Source organism: Morganella sp. TYF_1, assembly GCF_043105645.1.
In the GTDB taxonomy this organism is placed as follows: Bacteria; Pseudomonadota; Gammaproteobacteria; order Enterobacterales; family Enterobacteriaceae; genus Morganella; species Morganella morganii_B.
Map to the genome: position 1 here is coordinate 210,499 of NZ_JBICLU010000025.1, position 25,742 is coordinate 236,240.

Annotated in this window: 30 protein-coding genes; 12 read left to right on the forward strand and 18 right to left on the reverse strand. The window is 50.9% G+C overall.

The window, feature by feature from the left end; all coding sequences use genetic code 11:
* Positions 1–162: 162 nt before the first annotated feature.
* Positions 163–384, reverse strand: coding sequence for a DUF2594 family protein (locus tag ACF8OF_RS12635; protein ID WP_025154134.1), 222 nt, complete (start codon positions 382–384; stop codon positions 163–165).
* Positions 385–538: 154 nt separating this feature from the next.
* Between ACF8OF_RS12635 and ACF8OF_RS12640 the strand changes: the two genes are divergently transcribed.
* The 3 genes from ACF8OF_RS12640 (at position 539) to ACF8OF_RS12650 (ending at position 2,473) form a co-directional block, all read left to right on the forward strand.
* Positions 539–1,402, forward strand: a complete 864-nt coding sequence (locus ACF8OF_RS12640) for an NAD(P)H-hydrate dehydratase (RefSeq protein ID WP_392496816.1) — start codon at positions 539–541, stop codon at positions 1,400–1,402.
* A gap of 78 nt (positions 1,403–1,480) precedes the next feature.
* The gene (locus ACF8OF_RS12645) at positions 1,481–1,909 is read left to right on the forward strand and encodes a universal stress protein (RefSeq protein ID WP_045139394.1); all 429 of its coding nucleotides are present in this window, start codon (positions 1,481–1,483) and stop codon (positions 1,907–1,909) included.
* Between the two features lie 126 nt (positions 1,910–2,035).
* Positions 2,036–2,473 (forward strand): universal stress protein, encoded by a 438-nt coding sequence (locus tag ACF8OF_RS12650; protein WP_262883011.1) that lies wholly within the window; start codon positions 2,036–2,038, stop codon positions 2,471–2,473.
* 57 nt (positions 2,474–2,530) lie between these two features.
* Here ACF8OF_RS12650 and ACF8OF_RS12655 read toward each other — a convergent pair whose 3' ends face one another.
* Positions 2,531–2,824 carry a DUF5339 domain-containing protein gene (locus tag ACF8OF_RS12655; protein ID WP_025154138.1) on the reverse strand — a complete coding sequence of 98 codons (294 nt, stop codon included), beginning with the start codon at positions 2,822–2,824 and terminating at the stop codon, positions 2,531–2,533.
* Between the two features lie 253 nt (positions 2,825–3,077).
* Here ACF8OF_RS12655 and ACF8OF_RS12660 point away from each other — a divergent pair, with 253 nt between their 5' ends.
* Entirely contained in the window at positions 3,078–3,488 is a 411-nt protein-coding gene (locus ACF8OF_RS12660) for a hypothetical protein (RefSeq protein WP_392496818.1), read from the forward strand.
* Positions 3,489–3,514: 26 nt separating this feature from the next.
* Here ACF8OF_RS12660 and ACF8OF_RS12665 read toward each other — a convergent pair whose 3' ends face one another.
* Positions 3,515–4,153, reverse strand: coding sequence for a TetR/AcrR family transcriptional regulator (locus tag ACF8OF_RS12665; RefSeq protein WP_262883009.1), 639 nt, complete (start codon positions 4,151–4,153; stop codon positions 3,515–3,517).
* Positions 4,154–4,357: 204 nt separating this feature from the next.
* Here ACF8OF_RS12665 and ACF8OF_RS12670 point away from each other — a divergent pair, with 204 nt between their 5' ends.
* Entirely contained in the window at positions 4,358–5,146 is a 789-nt protein-coding gene (locus ACF8OF_RS12670; protein ID WP_004239502.1) for a threonine/serine exporter ThrE family protein, read from the forward strand.
* Entirely contained in the window at positions 5,146–5,619 is a 474-nt protein-coding gene (locus ACF8OF_RS12675; RefSeq protein ID WP_262861236.1) for a threonine/serine exporter, read from the forward strand. Before ACF8OF_RS12670 ends, ACF8OF_RS12675 begins: the two co-directional genes overlap by 1 nt.
* On the opposite strand, the gene ACF8OF_RS12680 is transcribed toward ACF8OF_RS12675, so the two are convergent.
* Positions 5,616–5,789 carry a hypothetical protein gene (locus ACF8OF_RS12680; RefSeq protein ID WP_262861224.1) on the reverse strand — a complete coding sequence of 58 codons (174 nt, stop codon included), beginning with the start codon at positions 5,787–5,789 and terminating at the stop codon, positions 5,616–5,618. The two genes, ACF8OF_RS12675 and ACF8OF_RS12680, sit on opposite strands and share 4 nt — an antisense overlap.
* Before the next feature lie 180 nt (positions 5,790–5,969).
* Between ACF8OF_RS12680 and ACF8OF_RS12685 the strand changes: the two genes are divergently transcribed.
* Positions 5,970–6,968: an endonuclease gene (locus ACF8OF_RS12685; RefSeq protein ID WP_279799308.1), complete on the forward strand. Its 999-nt coding sequence runs from the start codon at positions 5,970–5,972 to the stop codon at positions 6,966–6,968.
* A 310-nt stretch (positions 6,969–7,278) separates the two neighbouring features.
* The gene (gene phoH, locus ACF8OF_RS12690; protein ID WP_392496819.1) at positions 7,279–8,064 is read left to right on the forward strand and encodes a phosphate starvation-inducible protein PhoH; all 786 of its coding nucleotides are present in this window, start codon (positions 7,279–7,281) and stop codon (positions 8,062–8,064) included.
* Between the two features lie 44 nt (positions 8,065–8,108).
* Here the strand turns inward: phoH and ACF8OF_RS12695 are convergent, their stop codons facing one another.
* The 4 genes from ACF8OF_RS12695 to ACF8OF_RS12710 form a co-directional block, all read right to left on the reverse strand.
* Positions 8,109–8,933, reverse strand: a complete 825-nt coding sequence (locus ACF8OF_RS12695; RefSeq protein ID WP_274370081.1) for a siderophore-interacting protein — start codon at positions 8,931–8,933, stop codon at positions 8,109–8,111.
* Between the two features lie 199 nt (positions 8,934–9,132).
* Positions 9,133–9,288 (reverse strand): DUF2474 domain-containing protein, encoded by a 156-nt coding sequence (locus ACF8OF_RS12700; protein WP_108657184.1) that lies wholly within the window; start codon positions 9,286–9,288, stop codon positions 9,133–9,135.
* The gene (cydB, locus tag ACF8OF_RS12705) at positions 9,269–10,276 is read right to left on the reverse strand and encodes a cytochrome d ubiquinol oxidase subunit II (protein ID WP_392496821.1); all 1,008 of its coding nucleotides are present in this window, start codon (positions 10,274–10,276) and stop codon (positions 9,269–9,271) included. Before cydB ends, ACF8OF_RS12700 begins: the two co-directional genes overlap by 20 nt.
* Entirely contained in the window at positions 10,266–11,606 is a 1,341-nt protein-coding gene (locus ACF8OF_RS12710; RefSeq protein WP_392496823.1) for a cytochrome ubiquinol oxidase subunit I, read from the reverse strand. Before ACF8OF_RS12710 ends, cydB begins: the two co-directional genes overlap by 11 nt.
* Before the next feature lie 138 nt (positions 11,607–11,744).
* On the opposite strand from ACF8OF_RS12710, the gene ACF8OF_RS12715 reads away from it, so the two are divergent.
* The 3 genes from ACF8OF_RS12715 (at position 11,745) to ACF8OF_RS12725 (ending at position 14,106) form a co-directional block, all read left to right on the forward strand.
* Positions 11,745–13,166: a PLP-dependent aminotransferase family protein gene (locus ACF8OF_RS12715; protein WP_392496824.1), complete on the forward strand. Its 1,422-nt coding sequence runs from the start codon at positions 11,745–11,747 to the stop codon at positions 13,164–13,166.
* A gap of 83 nt (positions 13,167–13,249) precedes the next feature.
* Positions 13,250–13,702 (forward strand): type II toxin-antitoxin system Phd/YefM family antitoxin, encoded by a 453-nt coding sequence (locus ACF8OF_RS12720; protein ID WP_392496825.1) that lies wholly within the window; start codon positions 13,250–13,252, stop codon positions 13,700–13,702.
* Positions 13,702–14,106 carry a type II toxin-antitoxin system death-on-curing family toxin gene (locus tag ACF8OF_RS12725; protein ID WP_262861215.1) on the forward strand — a complete coding sequence of 135 codons (405 nt, stop codon included), beginning with the start codon at positions 13,702–13,704 and terminating at the stop codon, positions 14,104–14,106. The genes ACF8OF_RS12720 and ACF8OF_RS12725 overlap by 1 nt, the downstream gene beginning before the upstream one ends.
* Positions 14,107–14,158: 52 nt before the next feature.
* Here the strand turns inward: ACF8OF_RS12725 and ACF8OF_RS12730 are convergent, their stop codons facing one another.
* Positions 14,159–14,767, reverse strand: coding sequence for a LysE family translocator (locus ACF8OF_RS12730; protein ID WP_262882893.1), 609 nt, complete (start codon positions 14,765–14,767; stop codon positions 14,159–14,161).
* 193 nt (positions 14,768–14,960) lie between these two features.
* On the opposite strand from ACF8OF_RS12730, the gene ACF8OF_RS12735 reads away from it, so the two are divergent.
* Positions 14,961–15,425 (forward strand): Lrp/AsnC family transcriptional regulator, encoded by a 465-nt coding sequence (locus ACF8OF_RS12735; protein ID WP_004237343.1) that lies wholly within the window; start codon positions 14,961–14,963, stop codon positions 15,423–15,425.
* Between the two features lie 151 nt (positions 15,426–15,576).
* Here ACF8OF_RS12735 and ACF8OF_RS12740 read toward each other — a convergent pair whose 3' ends face one another.
* The 9 genes from ACF8OF_RS12740 to yedE all read right to left on the reverse strand — a co-directional run bounded on the left by ACF8OF_RS12740 (position 15,577) and on the right by yedE (position 25,733).
* Positions 15,577–17,211, reverse strand: a complete 1,635-nt coding sequence (locus tag ACF8OF_RS12740) for an FGGY-family carbohydrate kinase (RefSeq protein ID WP_349467399.1) — start codon at positions 17,209–17,211, stop codon at positions 15,577–15,579.
* Between the two features lie 11 nt (positions 17,212–17,222).
* Positions 17,223–18,170 carry an ABC transporter permease gene (locus ACF8OF_RS12745; protein WP_392496921.1) on the reverse strand — a complete coding sequence of 316 codons (948 nt, stop codon included), beginning with the start codon at positions 18,168–18,170 and terminating at the stop codon, positions 17,223–17,225.
* Positions 18,170–19,165: an ABC transporter permease gene (locus ACF8OF_RS12750; RefSeq protein WP_262882895.1), complete on the reverse strand. Its 996-nt coding sequence runs from the start codon at positions 19,163–19,165 to the stop codon at positions 18,170–18,172. The genes ACF8OF_RS12745 and ACF8OF_RS12750 overlap by 1 nt, the downstream gene beginning before the upstream one ends.
* Entirely contained in the window at positions 19,158–20,651 is a 1,494-nt protein-coding gene (locus ACF8OF_RS12755) for a sugar ABC transporter ATP-binding protein (RefSeq protein ID WP_279799333.1), read from the reverse strand. Before ACF8OF_RS12755 ends, ACF8OF_RS12750 begins: the two co-directional genes overlap by 8 nt.
* A gap of 60 nt (positions 20,652–20,711) precedes the next feature.
* Complete coding sequence (locus ACF8OF_RS12760; RefSeq protein ID WP_392496829.1) at positions 20,712–21,686, reverse strand: substrate-binding domain-containing protein; 975 nt, start codon at positions 21,684–21,686, stop codon at positions 20,712–20,714.
* A 503-nt stretch (positions 21,687–22,189) separates the two neighbouring features.
* Positions 22,190–22,681: a YbaK/EbsC family protein gene (locus ACF8OF_RS12765; RefSeq protein WP_392496831.1), complete on the reverse strand. Its 492-nt coding sequence runs from the start codon at positions 22,679–22,681 to the stop codon at positions 22,190–22,192.
* Between the two features lie 92 nt (positions 22,682–22,773).
* Positions 22,774–24,240 (reverse strand): TrkH family potassium uptake protein, encoded by a 1,467-nt coding sequence (locus ACF8OF_RS12770; protein ID WP_392496832.1) that lies wholly within the window; start codon positions 24,238–24,240, stop codon positions 22,774–22,776.
* Positions 24,241–24,409: 169 nt separating this feature from the next.
* Positions 24,410–24,664 (reverse strand): hypothetical protein, encoded by a 255-nt coding sequence (locus ACF8OF_RS12775; protein ID WP_392496833.1) that lies wholly within the window; start codon positions 24,662–24,664, stop codon positions 24,410–24,412.
* Positions 24,654–25,733, reverse strand: coding sequence for a YedE family putative selenium transporter (gene yedE, locus ACF8OF_RS12780; RefSeq protein ID WP_392496834.1), 1,080 nt, complete (start codon positions 25,731–25,733; stop codon positions 24,654–24,656). Before yedE ends, ACF8OF_RS12775 begins: the two co-directional genes overlap by 11 nt.
* Positions 25,734–25,742 lie beyond the last annotated feature (9 nt).

Consider the following 25,742-nt stretch of genomic DNA (forward strand, 5'->3'; position numbering starts at 1 on the left):
TATAAAAAAAGTCCGCACGTTGTATAACAGCGTGCGGACAGAAACGAAAATAAAAAAGAAAGGGTATTTAGTACAGGAACATCATCCTGACACAAACAGTACACTTTCTCTTTAGCGATTCGTTGCATTATCCCCGGACAGCATTAATTGCCGGGCCGGAGATTATTTCCGGTACTCTGTTTTAATCTGGGCAATGGTATCTTTAAATGTACCGGACAGATGCTCATCATCAATTTCGCTGATCTGGCGTTCCATATTGACGATAATACGACCTGCGTCTGCCTGGCCGACCGCTTTCAGTAAGTATGTCACCAGTGCTTTTAAACAGGTCACTTCCGCAGCCAGTTTTTCAGTATCGTTTTCAGTTTTAAATGCGTGATTCATGGTTAACCTCAACCGTTATATTTATCAGTCCCGGATATATCAGCCGCAAAGAATACCAGATCTGCCCGTCACTGCTCTACCTTCTTTTTTATTTTCCCGTTATGCTGATAAACAGGGTGTATTCATTATCCGCTGAAAAAGGCAAAATAATCAGATGAATATTATTGATATCAATGCCATAACCCGTGATTACCCGGTATTAAAAATGCCGGGCCCGGAAGACAGCCATAAAGGTACATTCGGTACGCTCGGGATCACCGGCGGCGCGGCCGGTATGACCGGCGCGGTTATTCTGGCCGGATGCGCCGCACTGAAAACCGGGTGCGGAAAAGTGATCCTGGGGTTTAATCAGCCGCAGTTGCCGGTACCGTTTGTTGAGAATGCACCGGAGCTGATGCTGCGTACTGCCCGCGCGCTCGCGGATGATCCGGCACTGACTGCACAGGTTACCGGCCCCGGACTGGGGCAGAATACAGAGAGCCGTGCCCTTGCGGAAGCGGCGTTTATGCAGACCGGTAAACCGCAGGTGCTGGATGCGGATGCACTGAATATTCTGGCCGCCACACCGGGCATCGCGCTGGATGATAAATGTGTGATAACCCCGCATCCGCAGGAAGCCGCCCGTCTGCTGCATACCACCGTGGCGGATATTCAGGCGGATCGCCCTGCAGCGGCGCTGGCGCTGGCCGCCCGGTATCACTGCTGGGCGGTGCTGAAAGGGCACCGCAGCCTGATTGCCTCACCGGACGGTGAGTTATGGTGTAATCACAGCGGCAACCGCGGGCTGGCTACCGCAGGCAGCGGAGATGTGTTATCCGGTATTATCGGCAGTCTGCTGGCGCAGCGGTTGCCGGTACAGGAAGCGGTTTGCGGTGGTGTCTGGCTGCACGGGGCGGCGGCAGATGAATGTGTGGCTGCCGGTATTGGTCCTGCCGGATTAACCGCTCATGAAATTATTGATTATGTGCGGTTAATCCGTAACCGTCTGATAACAGAAACCACAGGTAATAAGAGTTAACGGTATCAATCTCACAGATATTTTCTGCACTGTTTAATATAGTGACAACATCCCGCATGATTTATTCAAGGAGGCAGTATGTATAATACAATTTTGGTTCCTATCGATATTTCAGAAGAAGAACTGACCAGCAAGGCAGTCCGCCATGCGCTTTATCTGGCGAAAGAAACAGGGGCTAAGCTGCATATTGTCCATGTCCTGCCGATCTCATCCGCGATTATTAATGCATATGCGCTGGGTTATATGGAAATAAAAGATAAAGCGACCATTAAGGCGGAAGAAGACATCCATATGCTGATGGATTCTATTGATCTGCCGCCGGAGCGCCTTGCTTATACGATTACCTTCGGTTCCCCGCGTGATGAAATTATCCAGGCGGCGGAAGAGGTTAAAGCCGATATTATCGTTATCGGTTCCCGCCGTCCGAATATCTCCACCCATCTGCTGGGCTCGACCGCCGGTGGTGTTGTCCGTTATGCACCGGTCTCGGTGATGGTTGTCCGCTGAGTTTTGCACGTCTCTGATATTTTTCCGGTGACATACGGTGTCACCGGCTGTTTCCCGGCACGGTGCTTCCCGGTTTATTGCCTATACTTAAATCAAATACACAGTGAACTGACAATGAGGGATGGTATGTATAAAACGATATTAGTTCCTATTGATGTGACAGAAGATGTATTGACGAGTAATGCCCTGAAACACGCGATTTATCTGGCGAAGATGTCACAGGCGAAACTGATGTTGTTTCACTCTGTACCGGATATTTCAAAATTCTCAATAAGCTATAACTACCACTATGAGTTACTGAATTCATTTGCGGAAAAAGCGATTGCCCGCTCAAAAGACGAGTTAAAAGCGATTGCGGAGAAAGTGGATTTACCGGCGGAGCAGGTCAGTTATTTTGTGGATTACGGCACACCGAGAGACAAAGTGCTGGCAAAAGCAAAAGAGATCCATGCTGATTTGATTGTTGTCGGTTCGCGCCTGCCGGGTATCTCAACCCATCTGCTGGGGTCAACCGCCTCCGGGATTGTGGCACATGCACAGGTTTCCGTGCTGGTTGTCCGCTGAATATAACGATAAAAACGAAAAGGTCCGCGTTCGCGGACCTTTTTTATGAAAACAGAATTACTGTTTTGCCATCGATGCTTTGAATTCCTTCAGTGCATCAAGGCCCTGCTGACACGCCATGTCCTGAGTCTCTTCCGGTACAGATTTAATCTGTGTTTTTGCGGTTTCCAGCTGCTGTTTCATGGCTGTGATCTGTGCAGTTGCATCAGCATCACCTTTGGCTTCCTGCTCTGCCACTTTGACCATTTCGTCGATTTCAGTGAAATATTCATCACAGACTTTGCTGGCGTTGGCAGCAAAGGCGGTAACAGAGAACAGGCATCCCAGTGTAATTAGTGTCAGCTTTTTCATTATAAACCTTATGTTGTAGGCAGGAACGGATATAAATAATTAATCAATATGCCCTGAAATATCATGGAATATATATAAGAATAAGATGAATATCAGAAGAACTACTTACTTTTCGCATAAGAATAACGCAATCCGGCACAGAGGGCAGGCAATGAACAATTTGTGCGGATGCAATTGAAACGCATTCTTATTTGTTGACAGGTTTTTGACGGCATCATAATGTACCAATGAATACAAAAAATAAGGAGTCATTATGTCAGCCGTTAATGTTGTTCATATGGATACCAGTGCTTTCCCGGTGGTGATTATGCAGTCATTCCCGGAAAATAGGGCACAAACAGAACAGTGGGTGAATGAGCTGGATGCACTGCTGGATAAGCAGACACCCTTCGCATTAATATACCCGCCGAAAGAAGAACCGGAAAAACCGGATACACAGGAAGATATGGATGCGCGTAAGTATGTCCGTCGCTGGCTGAAAACCGGAAAAGAAAAAATGACGGCATACTGCAGTATGATGATCCTGACCGTTAATCAGGAAACCGGGGATAAAGAACAGCTGGAGAAATTCGCGCCGATGGCCGCTGCGGTCTACGGTGTGCCGGTATTTGTTGCTGATGACATGGCAGCGGCGCGGGTAAAGGCGGCAGAGATGACCGCCTGAAAGCAGCGGTTAATGGTAACCGCTGCTCATTGGGATGTTAATGCGTGGCGGAGGTAACAGGCGGTTATCTCCACGGATAACGGCAGCTGTTTTTCAATAAATTCCGCCGTGGGCTTGTCATGGCGCTGACTGAAAACCGGCAGATAAAGGTCGGCTTTCAGCATTTCCAGAAAACGGGCAGCCACGGCCAGTAATGTTTCCTCAGACGCAGTGATGCCGGGCAGTGCTTTCAGTCCGGTTGCCAGTTGTTGCGCGGCGCGCAGCGGACCGGCGCGGTAAAATTGTTCACTGATTTGCGGGAAGCGCTGTGATTCCGCCAGAATCAGCTGATATAAGCCGAGTGACTGCGGGTGAACGATGCTGTACAGGTAACGTCTGCCGCTGGTATATAACAGTGTTTCTGCATCGGGTGCTGCTTCCGGTTTTTCCTCTTCATTATCCTCAAAAATTCCGCTGATCAGATGGTCAATAACGGCCAGAAACAACGCTTCTTTTCCGCCGAAAGAGGTATACAGAGTGGATCGTGACCCGCCGGATTGTTCAATAATCCTATCCAGAGTTGTACCTTCGTAACCATGACAGATAAAAACATCCGCAGCGGCGGTAAGAATGGCATCACGGCGGCGCTGCCCTTTCGGGGTTAATGGTGACGGGGTGGGTGACATAACAGATAAAGGCTCCGGTGATAGTGACAAGTCCTGATTTAACCACGCTGCGCCGTATTGCTCAATAGGGTGTTTCCCTGACATACTGCAATTACGCATAGTAAGACTATTTATTATCAAACTATTGATCAAACCCAGTGAGTTGTTAATACAAAGAATTAGAATAGCGGGAAAGTCGGACCATCAACGGTTAACGGTAAAACTATGGGACAGGGGAAAGAGATTACACAGGATATGCAGCGGACTATCACCCGTCTGTGTATTGAGTGCGGGCTGCTGCTGTTACAGCACGGCGCGGAAAGCATGCTGGTGGAGGAGCTGGCGGGACGGACAGGAAAGGCGCTCGGGGCTGACCAGGTGGATTGTGCCATTTCAGCGAATGCCATTGTGCTCACCACGATTATTGACGGACACTGCCTGACATCCACCCGTAAAGTGGTTGACCGCGGTATTAATATGCATATCGTCACAGAAGTGCAGCATGTGGTGATCCTCGCGGAGCACGGACATCTTGACTGCAAAGGGGTGCAGAAAAAATTCGCCCATATGAAACCGCTGCGCTATCCGCGCTGGGTAATGGTGCTGATGGTGGCGCTGTCCTGCGCCTGTTTCTGCAAACTGAATAATGGCGGCTGGGACGGGGCGGTGATTACCTTTGCCGCCAGCGGCTGTGCGATGTACGTCCGCCAGGTGCTGACCGCCCGGCATATGAACCCGCTGATTAATTTCTGTTTTACGGCGTTTGTTGCCACAATGGTGGCGGGAATGATGCTGAAAATTCCGCTGTTTTCGGCAACGTCCGGTATTGCCATGGCGGCGAGTGTGCTGCTGCTGGTGCCGGGGTTTCCGCTGATCAACGCAGTCGCGGACATGTTCAAAGGGCATGTTAACACCGGCCTGGCCCGCTGGGCGATGGCAAGCCTGCTCACCCTGGCAACCTGTATCGGTATCTTTACCGCGATCACACTCGGCAGCCTGAGGGACTGGATATGATGACGGTACTCTCTTTTCTGGCCGCACTGGCACAGGACATGCTGCTGGCAGCTATTCCGGCGGCCGGGTTTGCCATGGTATTTAACGTGCCGAAGCGGGCACTGAAATACTGTGCGCTGCTGGGGGCGATAGGTCACGGCAGCCGGTTTATGCTGATTGCCGCCGGTTTTGACATCGTTGCTTCCACATTCTGGGCATCGGTGCTGGTGGGGATCATCGGTATTCAGTGGTCCCGCTGGTGGCTGGCACACCCGAAAGTCTTTACCGTCGCCGCCATTATCCCGATGTTTCCCGGTATTAATGCCTATATGGCAATGCTGGCAGTGATTAAACTGTCACAGTCCGGTTTTACCCCGCAACTGCTGGAGATGCTGGTAAGCAATTTCCTGCGCGCGGCTTTTGTGGTCGGCGCATTGTCTATCGGGCTGTCTGTTCCCGGTTTGTGGCTGTACCGCAAACGTCCGCGCGTTTAACTGATACGGGTCAGGTTCAGGATAATATCCATGACCGGTTTATCGGTCACACTAATCTGAATCTGCACCCGGTTACTGCTCTCCTGCACACGGACATCAACTTCATCGTCATCATAGGCACAGGCCGTGCCGACTAGCTCATCTATCATTTCATCGACCAGCGGATGCATGATTATTCTCCGGATTTATGATTAATGTCAGCAGAGTATAAAGTTTCAGATTTAAATCATTCTGTAAAAAAACGCCCGGAAATTGTCTTATCCGGCGGATTGGCTGATGAATAAAAAATCTGAGGCGATAATTCCCGCATGGCGTGGCATAATTGCCCCCCTCTGGCATTCTGTTGGTTTATGATTTATATGCGCATTTTTCAATCATTTCGTTTTTCATTATTTTTATTTTGTATTATTTCGTCCGCTGCATTTGCAGCTGCACCGGAACGGTTCGACGAAGCAAAAATTGTTGCCCGTGAAAAAATCTATTACGACCAGAACCGAAACCCGCAAGGGGAAGGGACACTGTATTGCGGTTGTCAGTGGGAGTGGACCGGGAAATCCGGCGGCCGGATTGATCTGAACAGCTGCGGTTATCGTGTACGCTCTCAGGTGACCCGCGCAGAGCGGATTGAGTGGGAGCATATCGTCCCCGCCTGGGTGTTCGGACACCAGCGTCAGTGCTGGCAGAACGGCGGGCGCAAAAACTGTGTCGGTGAGGATCCGGTATTCCGTGTGATGGAAGCCGACCTCCACAATCTCGCGCCGTCTGTTGGTGAAGTCAATGGCGATCGCAGTAATTTCCGCTACGGGATCGCACGTGGTGCGGGTTCACAAAGCTACGGGCAGTGCACCAGCCGGGTGGATTTCAAACAGCGGGTTTTCGAGCCGCGGGATGAAGTCAAAGGGGAAGTGGCACGGGTCTGGTTTTATATGCATGACCGCTATGATCTGGCGATGTCAGAGCAGCAGCAAAAATTACTGATGGTGTGGGACAGCGAATTTCCGCCGTCTGCCGCCGAGCGGGAACGGGATCGCCGTATCCGGGCGGTGACCGGGCAGTCAAATCCGTTTGTGACCGGTGAACGCCGCTGGGAGTCGGGGCATATCAACAGTGCTGACGGTATTTTTACCCGTCTGCCGTCCGCGCCGGTGACACCGGTGAATGTGCCGCCGAAAGCAGAAAAAAAAGCAACGGATCAGCGTATTCGTGGTAACCGCAACAGTAAAATATACCACTTTCCGGATTGCCCGGGTTATAACCGGATCAGCAGTAAAAATGTTGAGATGTTCGCGGATGCTTCTTCTGCACAGGCCGCAGGCTACAGCATGGCGAAGAACTGCAAAGCGCGCTGATGTGCGGCGGATAACAGAAATGTGGCAAAAATGTTAAATATCCGCCGATTTTAATTGCTGAAAAGAAAGTATTGTCATTATACTGTCACAAAGTCAGTTTAGTGTTCGCTTTAGTTTGTCATCTGAGGATAACGAATGCGACATACAGACGAACGACAGTCCCGGCCGGTGATAAATCCCCTGAACAACAGGGCGGATTTATCACCGGCTTTTTTTTATCTGAATGTTCACTCATGGCTTGAAGGGAGCCGCCGGTTGCCAACTCACTGTTTCAGTTATTCCGTCGTCAGAAATCAACAGGATTAAGATTATGGGCAGACAAAAAGCGGTAGTCAGAGCACGCAAAGAGGCAAAACGCATGAGCCGGAAAGAGTCGCGCAGGGCACGTTTTAACGATGATAATGTGGCGGTGTTTATCCCGGCAGGCGGGGTGGAAGCTATCGGCATGGCGCGGGAAAAACGCGACAACAGTGCTGTTTTACCGCGAAATGATGCACAGGATAAATACATCAGGTCGATAGCGCATAAACAGCTGATTATTGCCAACGGCGAGGCCGGATGCGGAAAAACCTTTATCAGTACCGCACTGGCGGCAGATGCGTTGATCAATAAGGAAATCGAGCGGATTATTGTCACCCGTCCGGTATTACAGGCGGAAGAGGATCTGGGCTTTCTGCCCGGGGATATCAGTGAAAAATTTGCGCCCTATTTCCGGCCGGTGTATGACGTTCTGGTGAAGCGTATGGGGGCTTCATTTTTACAGTATTGTCTGCGTCCGGAGATAGGTAAGGTGGAAATCGCGCCGTTTGCTTATATGCGCGGACGAACCTTTGAGAATGCGGTGGTGATCCTCGATGAGGCACAGAACGTGACTGTCACACAAATGAAAATGTTCCTGACCAGGATGGGGGAGAATGTGACCGTGATCGTCAACGGGGATGTCAGTCAGTGTGATTTACCGGGTAATGTCCCGTCAGGGCTGGCTGATGTACTGCGCCGTTTCCGGGATGACGATATGGTGTCGGTGGTGTCCTTCACACAGGATGACTGTGTGCGTTCATCACTTTGTCTGCGGGCATTGCAGGCTTATAACTGAGTATCGTGGCTGCGGCGGCAAACACCGCCGCAGCCGGTTTATTATCAGTCGTCAGCATCCATCACATCATGGCGCAGGCGGTGATAACCTTCCTCATCGTAACCGAAACGCCAGTACGGGATCGCATACATCTGGCTGTGTTCCCCGTTCAGCTCACGGCGCACATAGCGGCGCAGATCCCTGACCATTGCGTCCTCGCCGGCAATCCAGAATGTACATTCTGTCACATCGGCGACCGGCCAGCTTTTAAACAGCGCGGTGACCTCACCGGTTTTCTCTGTACCGCCGGTCACCCAGTGCAGGGTGATGCCCGCAGGTTTGTTCAGCATCTGCTGATCATCCGCGTGGTCGATGCGGATCACCACATTGCCCTGCGCCTCTGCGGGCATTTTTTCCAGCAGTGCGGCAACAGCGGGAAGTGCTGTTAAATCGGCGGCCATATAGTAGTGTTTCGCCGCCGGCAGCAGCGGATCCGGCCCGCCGGGATTGGTAATACCGATATAATCACCCGGTTTGGCATTTCTGGCGAAATCCACTGCCGGACCGGCATCATCATGCATAGCGAATTCAATATCGATTTCTTTCCGTTCAGGGCGGATTGCACGTACAGTATAGGTACGGGCGATCGGACGAGGCTTATCTTCCGGCCAGACCGGTCCTTTATCGGACAGTACCGGCAGAGCAGGCGGATTCGGTGCATCTTTGGCAATAAACAGCTTCAGGTGACCACCTTCGCAATCTGCCGGATAGGTATCCAGCGACTCTGCCGTAAAGGTGATGCGGCGCAGATTGGGGGTAACGTCGGTAAAGGATTTCACCTGAATCAGACGCGGCGGTGCAGGGCGGTAGATATTTTTTTCCCGGCTCATGCGCAATTCTCCGTTCTATTGTTATCAGTTTAGTTATATCTATTTCGCGGAGTGTATCAGGAATTCAGAAGAATGGTAATCATTATCAATAAAATTATTTAAAAAAGCACACCGTATGGGGGTACGGTGTGCCGGGCAATGCAGCTGTTCAGACAGTGCATGATGTACTGATGAGGTACTTACTGATGAGACATGACGACTATCTTACTTTCATTCCCGCCGCCGTCATTAATAAGCGGAAAAGTGATGAGACGGCAAACAGTGCCAGCACACTGCCTGCCCAGATAGCGACCATCCAGGCGGCTTTTTTCCACCAGGGTGCCGCTGCGGCAGGATCAGTGGTAGCCCTGGTCATGGGTGATTTTTCCTCTGAAGACATAATAACTCCACCAGGTATATACCAGAATCACAGGTATGATGAATAAAGCACCGACCAGCATAAAGCTCAGGCTTTCACCGGGGGCGGCGGCCATTTCATAATCAATCACCGGCGGAATGATCATCGGCCAGATACTGATACCGAGCCCGGTGAAGCCCAGAAAAACCAGGCCGAGTGCCGCAAAAAACGGCGTATAGTGCAGATGACGGCTGACACTGCGGAACAGCGCAGCGACACAGACAAGCACCAGCAGTGGCACCGGCAGGAAGAACAGAATGTTCGGGAAACTGAACCAGCGTGCCGCAATGGCGTCATGCGCCAGCGGTGTCCACAGGCTGATCACGGCCAGCACCGCCAGCATCACCAGGGTCAGTGGTTTCAGCACCTTATACATCTGCTGTTGTAAATGACCTTCTGTTTTCATCACCAGCCAGCCGCAGCCGAGCAGGGCATAGGCGATCACCAAACCGAAACCGCAGAACAGCGGGAACGGCGCGAGCCAGTCAAAGGCACCGCCGGTAAAGGCGCGGTTTGCGACCGGAAAACCTTCAATCACGCTGCCAACGACCACACCCTGCACAAAGGTGGCGATAACAGAGCTGATCAGAAACGCGCGATCCCAGAAATAACGGTGATGTTCATCCGCTTTAAAGCGGAACTCAAAAGCCACGCCACGGAAGATTAACGCCACCAGCATCAGTGTCAGCGGAATGGCGAGCGCATCCAGAATCACAGCATAAGCGAGCGGAAAAGCGCCGAACAGCGCGGCACCGCCCAGCACCAGCCAGGTTTCGTTACCGTCCCAGACCGGCGCAACACTGTTCATCATCAGATCACGGTCAGCATTGCTTTTCACAAAGGGATAGAGGATGCCGATACCGAGGTCAAAGCCGTCCATTACGATATACATCAGCGTACTGAATATAATAATGACGAACCAAATCAGGGGTAAATCAATGCCCATGAGACACCTCCGGCGCGATACCTTTGCGGATCAGTTTCATCATATAGATGTAGCCGATGCCAAACACAGAACCATAAACAGCAAAGAAGATCAGCAGGCTGATACTCATATGTATCTCACCGTGTGCCGAAACGGCATCCGTTGTGCGCTGCAATCCGTAAACCACCCACGGCTGACGACCGATTTCAGTCACAAACCAGCCCGCGAGAATCGCGATAAGCCCGGACGGTGCCATCCATAACATAAAGCGCTGGAAAGGACGGGAATCATATAAACGCCCGCGGTAGCGCAGCCACAGACTCAGCGCGGCGGCAAGGAGCATAAGCATGCCGAGGCCGACCATCACGCGGAATGACCAGAACACGGCGAACACATTGTCCGGCCTGTCTTCCGGCGGGAATTCAGTCAGTGCAGGCACCTGTTTATCAAGGCTGTGTGTCAGGATCAGACTGGCCAGCCCGGGAATTTCCACGGCATAGCGGGTTTTTTCCTGTGCATTATCCGGAATACCAAACAGGATCAGCGGTGTGGCCTCACCGGGTTTGTTCTCCCAGTGACCTTCCATTGCCGCAACCTTAACCGGCTGATGTTTCAGCGTGTTCAGCCCGTGTGCATCACCAATCAGTGCCTGGAGCGGTGCGAGTACCACAATCAGCCACAAAGACATGGAGAACATCTTTTTCATGGCACCGGATTTGTTGCCGCGCAGCAGGTGCCAGGCGGCAGAAGCAGCGATAAAAAAGGCGGATGCCAGAAATGCCGCGGTTGTCATATGCAGCAGGCGGTACGGGAAGGACGGATTGAAAATCACCGCGAACCAGTCCACCGGCACCACAACACCGTTGATCACCTCATGTCCCTGCGGGGTCTGCATCCAGCTGTTGGACGCCAGGATCCAGAAGGTGGACATCAGTGTACCGAGCGCAACCATGCAGGTGGCGAAATAGTGCAGCTTTTCACCGACACGGTTCCAGCCGAACAGCATCACGCCGAGGAAACCGGCTTCCAGGAAGAACGCGGTCAGTACTTCATAAGTGAGCAGCGGACCGGTGATTGATCCCGCAAACTCAGAAAAGAAACTCCAGTTGGTGCCGAACTGATAGGCCATCACCAGACCGGAAACCACCCCCATACCGAAATTCACGGCAAAGATGGCTGACCAGAAATGAAAGAGCTTTTTGTAATCCTCATTGCGGGTTTTCAGCCACATCCCCTCAAGCACCGCCAGAAATGACGCCAGACCGATGGTGATCGCAGGAAAAATGATATGAAACGACACAGTGAAGGCGAACTGAATTCGCGCAAGCTCAAGGGCACTTAACCCAAACATAGTGACCTCTCGTTATTATAACTATGCAAATAATAATTACGCAGATGAAATGTGTGGCACAGTACACCATGAATTGCTAAAGTATAATAGTGACAATTAATAACGAAATGACTATAACAGTTTTGCGGGGAGCGCTCCATGACACGCTATGAACAGTTAGCAGAGCAGATAAAACAGCAGATCGAAGATGATATCTGGCAGGTTGGTGACCGGCTGCCGTCATTGCGGGAAAGTGCAAAACAGTCGGGGCTGAGCCTGATGACTGTCGTACAGTCATACCAGTTACTGGAGAGTCAGGGTTGGGTGGTAGCCCGTCCGCAGTCCGGTTACTTTGTTGCCAAACGCGCTCCGGCGTTTGCCCCGGCCAAAGGCGGCCTGGGGATGCACCTGAGTGAAAATGTGGAGATCAACGCCTCGCTGTTTGATGTACTCCAGGCCTGCAAAGACCCGGCTATTATTCCGTTCGGGTCGGCATTCCCCGATCCTTCGCTGCTGGTGCAGCCGAAGCTCTCCAAAGCGCTGGGCGCAGTGGCCCGGCGTATCGCACCACAGAGTGCCGTGGTCAATATGCCGCCGGGGAATGAAAAACTGCGGCGTAATATCTCCCGCCGCTATGCCGCACAGGGTATCCATGTTTCGCCGGATGATATCGTCATCACCGCCGGAGCCATGGAATCCCTGTCGCTGAGCCTGCAGGCGGTCACGGAACCGGGGGACTGGGTGGTGATTGAGTCCCCGGCATTTTACGGTGCATTACAGGCGATTGAGCGTCTGCGCCTGAAAGCGGTGGCGATCAAAACTGATCCGCAAACCGGGATCGACCTTGATGCGCTGGAAGAGGTGGCCGGACGTTATGATATCAAAGCCTGCTGGCTGATGACGCACTTCCAGAACCCGCTCGGCGGTACCATGCCGCCGGAAAATAAGCGGCGGCTGGTGGAGATCCTGACACAGCATGAAATCGCCCTGATTGAAGATGATGTCTACAGTGAGCTCTGGTTTGGCAGCAATGCTCCGCAACCGGCGAAAAGCCTGGACAAGGATAACAATTTCTTCCACTGCTCCTCCTTTTCCAAATGTCTGGCGCCGGGCTTCCGGGTCGGTTGGGTGGCGGCAGGAAAACATGCCCGCAAAGTGCAGCAGCTACAGATGATGAGTACCGTATCCGCCAGTATGCCGACACAACAGGCGATTGCGGAATACCTCGGTCAGGGGGGTTATGATGCACATCTGAAAAAACTGCGCCAGCAGCTGGAACAGCGCCAGCACCGGATGCTGTATGCCATCAGCGAATATTTCCCGTCAGACGTGAAGGTAAACTGCCCGCAGGGCGGCTATTTCCTCTGGCTGGAATTTGAACCGCCGTTTGATGCGGTCAAACTGTATCGCATGGCACTCAATGAACAGATCAGCATTGCACCCGGCTCCATGTTTTCCACCAGCGATCAGTTTAATCATGCCTTCCGCCTGAACTGCTCATTTGAATGGAATGACCGGCTGGATAACGCCATGAAAGTGCTGGGGCAGTTGTGTCATGTGCTGAAGAAAACACAGGGGTGATTTGAACATCTGGTATACATTGCCATAGCTCAGGATCCGGGCTATTATCTGAACATAATTGTGTACATGTACAGGTTATGGTGATGAAAAATGTATCCTATACCATGATGAGAACGGAGCTTTCCGCTATCCTGGATAGCCTCAGAAATGGTGAGAATGTGACAATTACCCAGCGCGGAAAGCCGGATGTAGTGATTTCCGGCACTGTTTTGTCATCATGCAGAGCAGAGGAACCGGCGGCTGAGTATGTTGCCGGTAAACCGGAGATGCTGCTTACGGCGGATATGATAAATCAGCGCCGGCAAACGGAGGAAGCGGTAACGGCTGTTCTGCCTTCTCCGGATTTTATCGAAACGGTGCGTAAAGCATCGGCTCAGCTTGAAGCTGCGGTGAATTCAGATGCAGTGAAAGAGATGCTGCGTATTACCGGGCAGCTTTCGGATATTGCCGGTAAAAATCTGACTGATTTCCAGAAAGCACTGGCAAGAACGAAAACCAAACACGCTGACATCATCAGAGCGCTGGAAGACAAATAATGACTATCCGATTTCTGACAGTTGATGAAGTGGTTGAAATACAACGTTCAACGCTGCCCAACAGCGGTAAACCGGATATCAGCAAACTGGAAGGGGCATTATCCCGTATTGAGGCATTGCGGGATTATGAGGAGTGTGAGGATATTTTTAAGTTCTCAGCCATGTACCTGATTTCCATTGCCAAAGCGCATGCTTTTAATGATGCAAACAAAAGAACAGCTTTCCAGGCAGCCAGTGTATTTCTGATACTGAATGGTGTTGAACTTAATGTCTCTATGGAGCTGGTCAAGCTGACCATACTGGCAGCCACCGGAGAAGCGGAACGGGATACCGCGGCGTTTGTTCTCAAGGTCTTGTCCGATTATCACAACGATCTGCTTGAAGAGACAACCGGCGGATATTAGAAACGGGCACTTCTCAGTGCCCGTTTTGCTGATTACGCTGACTTTCCGCAGATTAACTGAACGCCAGGCTCATTGCCGCAGTAGCCAGTAATCCCCCGGCAACACCTTCACCGAGACGGCGGCGTTTGTCGTTGTATTCCCCTTTGCTCATCTGACCGAAAATCAGTGCCACACCGCTGTAAACAATGGCGCAGCTGGCGATATACACCCCGGATAACAGCAGGGACTGCATCGCGACACTTTCACTGCCGGAAATAAAGTTCGGCAGGATAGCAAAGTAGACCAGCAAGCCTTTCGGATTCAGAAAACTGGTAAAAAAGCCTTTGGTAATAACCGATTTTGCTGCCGGCTGCATCGGCGGCATTTCGCTCTTGTGCATGGCGGACATCACCATACGGACAGCCAGGTAAGCAATATAGGCCACGCCGAACCAGCGCATGCCGTTAAACAGAACCGGGGATGCCACCACCACAGCTGCCAGCCCGAATGCCGCCAGAATGGAATGCATACCGTAACCCAGCAGCACACCCATATTGGCTTTCAGGGCCGCGCGGGAACCGCTGGCGAGACCTTGTGATGAAACGAATAAAATATCGGGTCCGGGAGCAAATACAATGGGTAACACGGTTGCGCCAAACACCATCAATGTATTTATGACCATACGACACCCCAAGTTAAAAAATAGATGAATAATTCACAATTTGTTGAATATTAAGAATTTAATTCAGAATTGTGACGTCCTGATTTGTTATGCAAATTATACGGGGCTTCGCGGGAAATTAGGTTGTTAAATTGACCCGAAAAAACTATTCTTAGCAATATTATTGCGCTGAAACTGTCAGGTGGTGATTTTAATGTCAATTGAACTGGATAAGATGGATCGGCGGATCCTGGACCAGCTGCAACGTAACGGCAGAATGCAGAATGTGGAGCTGGCCCGCGAAGTGGGGCTCTCGCCGTCACCCTGCCTGAGACGGGTACGGCGGCTGGAGGAAACCGGCGTTATCAGGCGCTATGCGGCGATTCTGGACGGCAGCAAGATAGGCGCGGGGCTGATGCTCTATGCCCGTATCTGGTTTAAGGGGCAGGACGCACAGACTATCAATGATTTTGTCGCCGCCATTAATGAAATGCCGGAGATTGTTGAGTGTCACCTGATGGCCGGTGAATGTGACGCCATGATCCGCATTGTGACCAAAGACCTGACCTCATACCGGCGCTTCCATGCCGATCACCTGACACAAATACCAAGTATTCAAAGTGTTAAGACGGAAGTGCCGATGGAAACCCTGAAGGTGACACACGCGTTACCCCTGTAAACTGTGAGGGTTATCACGAAACGCAACAGAATTGTGCGGTCAGGCAGGTTATAAGCAACAGGATTGCGCAGCGATTTTGTGATGAGAGTCAAATCAGAGGCAAAGAAAAAGGCGCGTTAAAAAACGCGCCTCTGCGGATAAAACCAGCATATTATACTTCTGACATCAGTTGCCGGTAACGTTGATCATCATGATACAGCTGATGGAATACGCGGTATTTGGCATCATAAAACTGTTTGATACTCTCCGTTTGCGGGGTCACGGTTTTGCTGATCCGGCTCATGGCCTGCATCGCTTCCGGAATCGAGGCATAGAAGCCCGCCGCTACCGAGCCGAGCATGGCAGAACCGAGCAGAACCGCTTCGCTCTCTTCCGGCAGCAGCATGGCGCAGCCGGTGGCGTTGGCGTGTTCCTGAATAAAGATCGGGTTTTTGGTGCCACCGCCGCAACCCATGATGGTATCAATGGCATATCCGGCTTTATTCATTTCTTCAATGATATGTCGGGTGCCCAGCGCAATCGCCTGAATGGTCGCCAGATAAATCAGCGCGAGATCATCAAGGGTCTGGGTCATACGCAGACCGGTCACCACACCGCGCAGATTCGGGTTCGCCCGCGGCGAGCGGTTGCCGTGGAAATACGGCAGCACATGAATATGCCGTGTCAGCAGGGCGATATCCTGTTTTGAACCCGCCAGTGCCAGCAGACGGTCATTGAGGAGCTGATACACCGTCTGCTGATTCTGTTCAGCCAGTTTTTTCGCGTCATTGTACTGCGGGTGTGACGTGATCATATGGTCGATCAGCGCGCCGGTTGCGGATTGTCCGCCTTCATTGAGCCAGTAACCCGGAATCATGGCGCTGTAATAGGCACCCCAGATCCCGTCGATAAACCGGGCATTTTTGGATACCGCCATATGACAGGATGAGGTACCGCCGATCAGCGCCAGCCGGGTGTTGAAGTCCGGTTGTGCGCCGGTAGCATCCGCAGCACCCAGCACGCCGATCCCGCCGGCATGGGCATCAATAATAGAGGTGGCAACCGGCGTGCCCGGGATCAGCCCCAGATCTGCCGCTGCATTCGGTGTCAGGCCGTTACCGACCGGTTCACCCATCGGACGGATTTCACGGCCGATAATCTGCGCATCGTTTTCCAGCAAATCGTCCAGGCCAATCTGGCGGAAGAAGTGGGTGTCCCAGCGATCTTCATGGCCGAGATAGGTCCATTTACACACGGTGGAGCAGAGTGACCGGCTGTTGGTATAGGTTGCTTTCCAGGTCAGAAAATCCGGCAGATCAAAGAAATAGCCCGCTTTCGCCCAGGTGGTCGGCATGTTCTGCTTCAGCCATAACAGTTTCGGCGTTTCCATCTCCGGCGAGATGCGGTTACCGACATACGCCAGCACCGGATGTTTGGTGTCATTGATCCGCTGCGCCTGGCTGATAGCCCGGTGATCCATCCACATAATAATGTTCTGCTCGCTGCGGCCGGTCGGGCTGACCGTCAGCGGCTGACCCTGTTTATCCAGCACCACCAGGGAGCAGGTAGCGTCAAAACCCAGGCCTTTGACCTGAATCGGATCGATACGGGCCTGTGCCACCGCATCTTTTACCGCGAGACACACACTGCGCCAGATATCATCAGAGGATTGTTCCACGTAATCCGCCTGTGGTTTGAACTGACGGATATCCCGCTTTGCTTCGCCTTTCTTGCGTCCGGCTGCATCAAAAACCCCGGCCCGGGCGCTGCCGCTCCCGACATCCACACCAATAAAATAGACACTCATAATCCGCTCCCTTATGACCGGGCTTTCTGCAATGCAATAAATAAGATAAGAATACCGCCCCACAGCGCCATGATGAGGTAACTGCTGACACCCAGCAGGTTCAGGCCGCTTTCCAGCATCTGTAAGACAAACAGGGCCAGAACAATACCGATAATGCGCCCGAAACCACCGTCCGGGTTCACGCCGCCGAGCACGGAAGCCAGAATGGCGATCAGCAGATAAGATTCTCCGTATCCCGCTTTGGCGGAGTTAAACTTAGCCATCATAATAATCGCAGCCACCCAGCACAGGACGGACGAAATCACATACACCGCCATGATGGTTTTCTGCGTGTTCAGGCCGGAAAAGCGCGTTGCTTTCTCATTAGAACCCATCAGATAAACGGTACGCCCAAGCGGTGTATATTCCAGTAATCCCCACAGCAGGAATGCAAACAGCAGGAACAGGATCAGCGGCATCGGGATGCCGAGAAGGGTGCCGTTACCCAGCCACAGTAATGACGGCGGGAAGCCGGAGATTACCGTACCGCCGGAAATCAGCACATTCAGGCCGTTGATTAAGGTCATCATCCCGAGGGTGGCGAGGATCGGAGACACACCGACAAAGGCAATCAGAAAACCATTAATCAGCCCGATAATTACGGCGGTGACCAGCCCGGCCAGCAGGGCAGGCAGTAACATTGCGCCATCGCCCGGGCTCATCGCCATCACGCTTGCCATCACCAGCCCGCAGGCGTTGGTGGTCGCGATAATGGACAGGTTGATTCCGCCGGTCAGCATACAGACAGACATCGCCAGTGCCAGCATACCGAGCAGCGGCATCTGGGAGGTCATGGACTGGAAGTTGGAGACAGAGAAAAACGCGCCTGCATTAAACACCCCCTGCAACAGCAGGATAGCGGCCATGATCACCAGCAGGTAAATAATGTTGCGGTCACTCCGCAGATTCAGCATTGACATCATGACAGATGACCTCCCGCAGCGGCACGGCGTTTTTCGTTATACGCGGTGAAACTGATACTGATAACAATGATAAGCCCGGTCAGCACGGTGTGCCAGTAAGATGGTACACCAGCCAGAGTCAGGCCGTTTTTGACAATCGCCAGCAGCGCAACCCCGAGGATAACCCCGGTAAGAGAGCCTTTGCCGCCGGTCATACTGACACCGCCTAATACCACGGCGGCCAGCACCGTCAGTTCAAAGCCCATCAGGGCATTCGGTGCAACGGACTGGGTGATTTGTGTCTGTACCACAGAAGCAATCCCCGCCAGTGCGCCCATATAGCCGTATACAAACAGCATCACGCCGAGAATACTGATACCGACACGCTTTGCGGCATCCGCATTACCGCCGACCGCATAAATCTGACGGCCGACACGGGTTTTGCTCATCAGAAAACCGGTGAAAATAACCACCGCAATCAGAGTCAGAATCGGCAGGGACAAACCGTAGTCATAACCGTCACTGCCGGTAAATGACATCACCTCGACACCATCCATAAACCACTCCGGGAAACCGTACAGCCATTCGCCGTTGGTGAAATAGATCAGCAGGCCGAAAAAGACGTTCAGAGTGGAAATGGTGATAATAATAGACGGCACTTTCAGGCGGTAGATCAGCAGGGCGTTGATCAGCCCCAGCAGCAGACCCACCACCGCCGCGATAGCAAAGGCGATAAAGAAGTTACCACCCTGTGACAGCACATACGTTGCCATCACATACTGTGCGGTGGCCGCTGTGGCCGGGAAGGAGATGTCAATCCCGCCGGAGACCAGCACCACAAACAGACCACAGGCCATAATCGCCAGGATAGCGGTGCTGGTGGTCATATCAAACACATTGCCCAATGTCATAAAATCTTCATTGGTGATGCTGAGAAACACACTGAGCAGAACAATTAATACCGCCAGCCAGAACTCATGATGTGCAAACAGATGACGACATGACTTAAGCATTAACCGCCTCCGTAATTGCCTGCTCCGTTGTGGTTAACGGATTGAACTCATGGGTAAAACGACCTTCTTTCATCACAATGACCCGGTGACTGTTATAGAATACTTCAGGAATTTCATCACTGATCATCAAAATCGCCATGCCTTCGGCAGCCAGCATTCTGATGATCTGATAAATACTCTCTTTGTTGGCGACATCCACGCCGACCGTCGGGGAATCGAGGATCAGAATATCCGGTTTCGCCGCTATCCATTTGGCGATCGCAATACGCTGGGCGTTCCCGCCGGACAGGCTGGTGACCGGCAGCGCCGGATCGGACACTTTTATCTGCAGTGCCTCAATCAGTCCGCTGACCAGTTCATGCGCCCGGGTGTGATCGAGCAGTCCGCCTTTGCGGGTCAGACGCGGCAGCACCACCGAGGTGGTGTTGTCGTGAATAGACTGCGCCATCACCAGTCCCGTGCTCATGCGGTCTTCCGACACATAGCCGATGCCGTGATTAATCGCATCCCGGTTGGAGTGCAGCTGAACCGGTGAACCGTTGATCAGCAGGGTGCCGCTGTCAGGTTTCGTCATGCCGAACAGTGACAGACACAACTCTGTGCGTCCGGAACCGAGCAGCCCGGTAATGCTGACCACTTCACCGGCATGCAGCTTCAGGTCAATATCATAAAATTGATGTTGCTTTGTCAGTTTCTCTGCGCTGAGACGTAAGAGTCCCCCGGTGTTGTACGCAGAAAGTGGTGTGAACTCGAAACGCTGACCCGTCATAAGATAGGCCAGCTCATCACTGTTCATCTTATCTGCGTCATACGTTCCGATCAGTTTTCCGTCACGGATCACGGAGATCCGGTCGGAAATTTCCATCACTTCATCGAGCTTATGGCTGACAAACACTACAGTGACGCCGTTGGCTTTCAGATCAGCGACCACGCGGATCAGCTGATTGACTTCACTGCGTGTCAGTGAGGCTGTCGGTTCATCCATAATCACCAGCCGGGCATCATTTGCCATCGCGCGGCAGATAGCGACCAGCTGACATTCAGCAATGGAAAGTTGTTCAACACGTTTATGCAGGGGCAGGGACAAGCCAATACGGCTGATAATTTCCTGCGCCTGTTTCATCTGGCGGCGGCGGTTAGCCAGCCCTTTGTACCACCTGACATGTTCCTGAATCACAATATTTTCAGCAACAGTCAGATTAGGAAAGAGCGAGAGATCCTGATAAATCACCTGGATACCCTGCTCAATAGATTGCTGCGGGGTTAACTTACTGTAGCTTTGCCCGTTAATAATAATTTCTGCGCCCTTTTCCGGCGGATGAACACCGGAGATCACCTTGAATAAGGTACTTTTGCCGCAGCCATTCTTGCCGGCGAGACAATGAACCTCACCCCGGTTAAACGTCAGATTTATATTATCGAGTGCAATGACGGAGCCGAAGTGTTTGGAAACCTGTTTTAAGGTAATCAGTGCGTCTTTTGACATATACCAGCCCATGACAGGGCAGCACGGATGCTGCCCTTTTTAACAAAAAATAAAGAAGGATCAGAAACCGAGCGAGGTGGCGTTACTGCTGTCAACTTCCAGGATTTTATTGAATTTAATCACCTGTTTCTGAGTATCGATTTCAGCTTTACCCAGATCTTTGACTTCCACACCGTCAGTCACTTTTTTGCCGTCCAGCATATCTTTGGAGACCGACACCAGCGCGTAACCCGCATCAGCCGGGTTCCACAGGAAACCTTTCTTGATTTCGCCGCCTTTCAGATACGGTGCCGCCTGAGCCGGCATCAGAATACCCGCGGTGCTGATTTTGTTTTTCGCACGTTTTTTCTTGATTGCCTCACCGGCACCGATCAGGCCCAGTGAACCGTAAGAGACAATCCCTTTCATTTCAGGATGGGCTTTCATCAGGTCATTGGTTGCCGCGAAAGAGGCATCGATGCTTTCGGCAACCGGCATACGGCTGGTCACTTCGAACATTTCCGGATAGGTTTTCTTCTGATATTCAACAGCCAGGTTCGCCCAGTTATTGTGCAGAGGTACCGTCAGGGAACCGACATAAATCACATAGCCGCCTTTGCCACCCATGTTTTTCGCCAGTTCATCCATGGTCGCTTTGGCATAGGCATCGTTATCGATAGTTTCGATATCCCAGTCAGCGTTATGACCGTCCGGTGCTTCGTGAGTCAGCACAACGATGCCCTGTTCGCGAGCTTTCTTAAAGACCGGCTCAAGAACAGTCACATCATTCGGTACCACGGTGATGGCATCCACTTTTTTGGCAATCAGGTCTTCAATGATTTTTACCTGCTGAGCCGGATCCGGCGTGGAAGGCCCGACCTGATACGCATTCACGCCCAGATCTTTTGCCGCCTGCTGAACCCCTTTATCCATCTGGTTAAACCACGGAATCCCGGAGACTTTGACAACGTTGACGATTTCGTATTCTTTTGCCATGACGCTGGCAGAGAAAAGCGCAACAGATAATGCAGCGACTTTAAAAAATGATTTCTTCATCGGTAATAACCCTTTTTATATGGATACAGAGAGTGTTGCAGGGAGACCAAATAGAAGCCTGACTATAGGAGCAGGGATGATAAAAAGGGGAGGGAGAACTGAAAAATGTGATCTGTGCCTATTATTGATATGGTTGTGTTAATTATCTGATGCATTAATGTTTGATTTTATATTTCATGTAATTAAATTACATGAAACCATATCAACGAAACATAAAATTAACAAAATAAACCATAAATAAAAACAATTTGTGCGTTTTATTATTGCTATCCGGAAGGTATTTTCATTGACATTTGTAAAAACACTTATGACTTATGATAAAATCGCGCTGAACCGATTGTTTGTAATGTAATAATATATCTTGTTTCATTTTTATGTGATTTATTTCACAAAACAAAATTCACAGGTGATATTGATTCTGAAATAAAACAACACAAATAACAGCTGTGAATTTCTTATTATTTGATTTTATTGTGATTTTCGTCTGGGGTTATTGGAAGGTATCACAGAATAAAACTGAACTCTTGTGGTTTCACAATCGTGCGGTAATCCTCTGCATTCAGCACAATGGTTTCTGTCAGCGTCCCGGCGTTGAAGGCGATATCGGAGTAGCGTTCAAACAGAACCGGGTCAATCACCAGTTCCAGTGCCGGGTTAAAGGTAAAGGGTGCCAGCGCCCCGGGGACACAGTCTGTCAGTGCTTTCACCTGTTCGGCGGTGGCAAAAGAGATTTTTTTACCACCGAAAAAACCGGCCAGTTTTTCGCCATCAATTTTTTCATCTCCGGGTAATACTGCCAGCACATTTTTCTTCACGCCGTTTCCCTTCACCTTTAAAACCACGGCTTTGGAACATTGCCCTAATTCAACGCCGCGCACCTGAGCCACTTCATCAGAGGTAAACCCGAGCGCATCGTGGCTCATGATTTCATAACGGGCGTGGTGATTATCCAGAAGGGTGGTGATTTTACGGAGGATACTATCGGACGAAGACATGCGGTTTTCCCTGTTATTGATTGTGATTACCGATCACGTTAATCAAAAACACAGGGAAAACCAATGTGTTTGCGTCCGGAATGTGATGTGAACTACGGCCAGTTACGCCAGAAACTGACCGATAACAGCACCAGCAGGGTATATATCTCCAGACGGCCTAATAACATGGCAAAACAGAGCAGGTATTTTGCTGCCGGTGAGATCTCCCCGAATCCCGGTGCGGTTAACCCGAATCCCAGCCCCATATTATTAATACAGGCGGCGACACTGGCAAACGAGGTCATTAAATCGTAGCCCATCAGATTAAGGCACCAGATAAAAAAGCAGGTACAAATAACATAAAGGAAGAAAAAGCTCAGGACGGAATTAATCAGCCGGTGCTGCACAACCGTATCACCGACTTTAATCAGGGTTTGAGCTTTCGGGTGGATCAGGGAATAGACTTCCCGCCAGCTCTGTTTGGAGAGAATTAAAAACCGGATCGCTTTTATTCCGCCGCAGGTGGAGCCGACACAACCACCGAAAAAACTGGCAAACAGAAGCAGAACAATAATATGGGATGGCCACTGCGCATAATCACCGGTGGCAAGTCCGTTATCTGTCAGCATGGAGCTGGTGAGGAAAAAAGCATGGACAAAGGATTCTTCTGCGGACGAATACATATTTGCCCGCCACACTTCAAAAAAGACCAGCGCGATAATAAAGGCGGCCACAGCAAAATAAAACCGTAATTCCGTATTACTGAATAAGGGCTTCAGGCTGCGTTTTGCCAGCGCCACAAAATAGAGGGTAAAGTTGACGGCAGATAATAAAGAAAAAGTCCCCGCCACTAACTCAATCGCGGCGCTGTTAAAATAGCCGATACTCTCACTGTAAGTGGAAAACCCGCCGAGAGAGACGGTAGACAGCCCATGGCATAAGGCATCAAACCAGGTCATACCCGCCAGTTTAAAGGCAACGGTGCAGCAAAATCCCAGTAATAAATAGGTGAACCATAAATTGCGGGCCGAGCTGGCTAAGCGGGGTGTTAATTTTTCATCCTTAAACGGGCCGGGCATTTCTGACTGATATAAACGCATCCCTCCGATACCCAGCAACGGGAATATCGCCACTGCCAGAACAATAACACCGAGGCCGCCGATAAAATTGAGCTGGGCACGGTAATATAAAACCGAGCGGGGTAAATCGGTGACATTGTGAAATACCGATGCACCGGTGGTGGTAATACCGGAAACACCTTCAAATAAGGCATCCTCAAAGGCCATATTCAGATGATCATCCAGCCAGAACGGCATGGCGCTGATAACAGAAAATAACAGCCAGAATACTGCAATCACCAGAAAGCCGTCCCGCGTCTGTAATTGCAGGCCGGTGGTTTTACTGCGGTACCAGCACACTAATCCGGCCGGAAAGAAAATCAGAAAACTACCGGCAAACGCGAAAAAACTCTGCTCCTGCGCAATCAGCGCAACCAGCATCGGTAATAATAATGTCAGGCTGTAAATCACTATCAGAAAACTGCTCAGATGGATAATGACTCGGGAACGGGTTGATATCACAGAGCGACCACCGGTTTTTCCAAAATAAATAGCAGATAATACTTAACTCCTGATAGTGAACTGATCGCAGCCGGTTGTAAATTGTTTTCAGCTGAACAGAGCAGCAGGATCAAAAAAGGCTGCAACCGGCAGCAGCCTTCTGTCAGTATAACGATACAAAAAAGCCATATTACATCGTTTCGTCAGCCCATACCCGCTGATAATCCGAACCGTTCACCCGCCAGATTTCACGGATATTCTCACCGGTATAATTGAGATAATCATGTTCAGCAGAAAACTGTACCACCAGTGCCGTTTCACACTCCGTGGTTATCTTTCTTGGTGCATCGATAACAGATGACGCCACGGAATCTTCCTGTAAACGGATTTTCAGTTTTTTTAATCCGTGCTGCACATGGAACAGAAACAAATAATTATGAAACATTCTCAGCTCCGGATTTTTTATTGGCAAGCCGGGTGTAAATAAGGCCGACGGCGACGGTCAGTACCAGGCCAATAATAACAACCAGTTTACCGTTTTCAGTCACACCGGCAGGGCTTGAGGCATAGAAAAAATTATGTGCAAAGGCCGCACCGGTCAGCATTCTCAGCACACTGACCGCCGCATCGGTATTACCCTGTCCGACATTGGCTAATTGCCGCAGCGGGCAGCCGGTAATAAAAACACCGCATAATCCGACCAGCGACATGGAGAGGAAATTCCACAGCCCGTCATTATGCGCAATCGGCTGGTTATCAAAGCCGATATTAATTTTTCCGGTGAGCATATTACCGGCAATAACAACCAGCAGCAGAGCGAGAACGCCGATTGCAATGGTGTAATTGCGTGACAGGAAGATATTTTTTGCCATCCCGATAAAACAGAAACGGGTGCGCTGAATAATCACACCGATAATAAGCCCGGCTGTTATTGCCATCCAGACCGGAGCATGAGCAGCTCCCGGCCCTTTGACACTGGATGTGAAAATAGAACTGTCGATAATAAACAGCACAAATAACACCAGACACACGGCCGGTAATATTAAGCCCTCAGCGGCAGACTGCTGATAATTACGCGGTAATGAAAAGCCTTTTTTAATAAACAGACTACCGATGCCAATACCGGCAACCAGGCCGAATAACCCGACAACGGCATTTAAATCACCGGCACCAATCCGCAGGACCATCCGCAGCGGACACCCTAAAAAGACCAGACAACCGGCCATCATCAGAAAACCGAGTGTAAACCGGATAACCGGTGCGGAACCGGCTTTGGACTGAAATTCTTTAAAAATAACCGCAGCCCCGAATGAACCGAGAATAAAACCAAAAATTTCAGGACGCAGATATTGGACGGTTTCGGTATTATGCAATCCCATACTGCCTGCACTATCCCGGATAAAACAAGCGACACAAACACCCATATTTGGCGGGTTTCCGTATATACCAAGGAGCACAGCGCTGATCCCTATAATAATACCGGAAATGATGATAATTATTTTTGTTGCGGACATTGTATGACT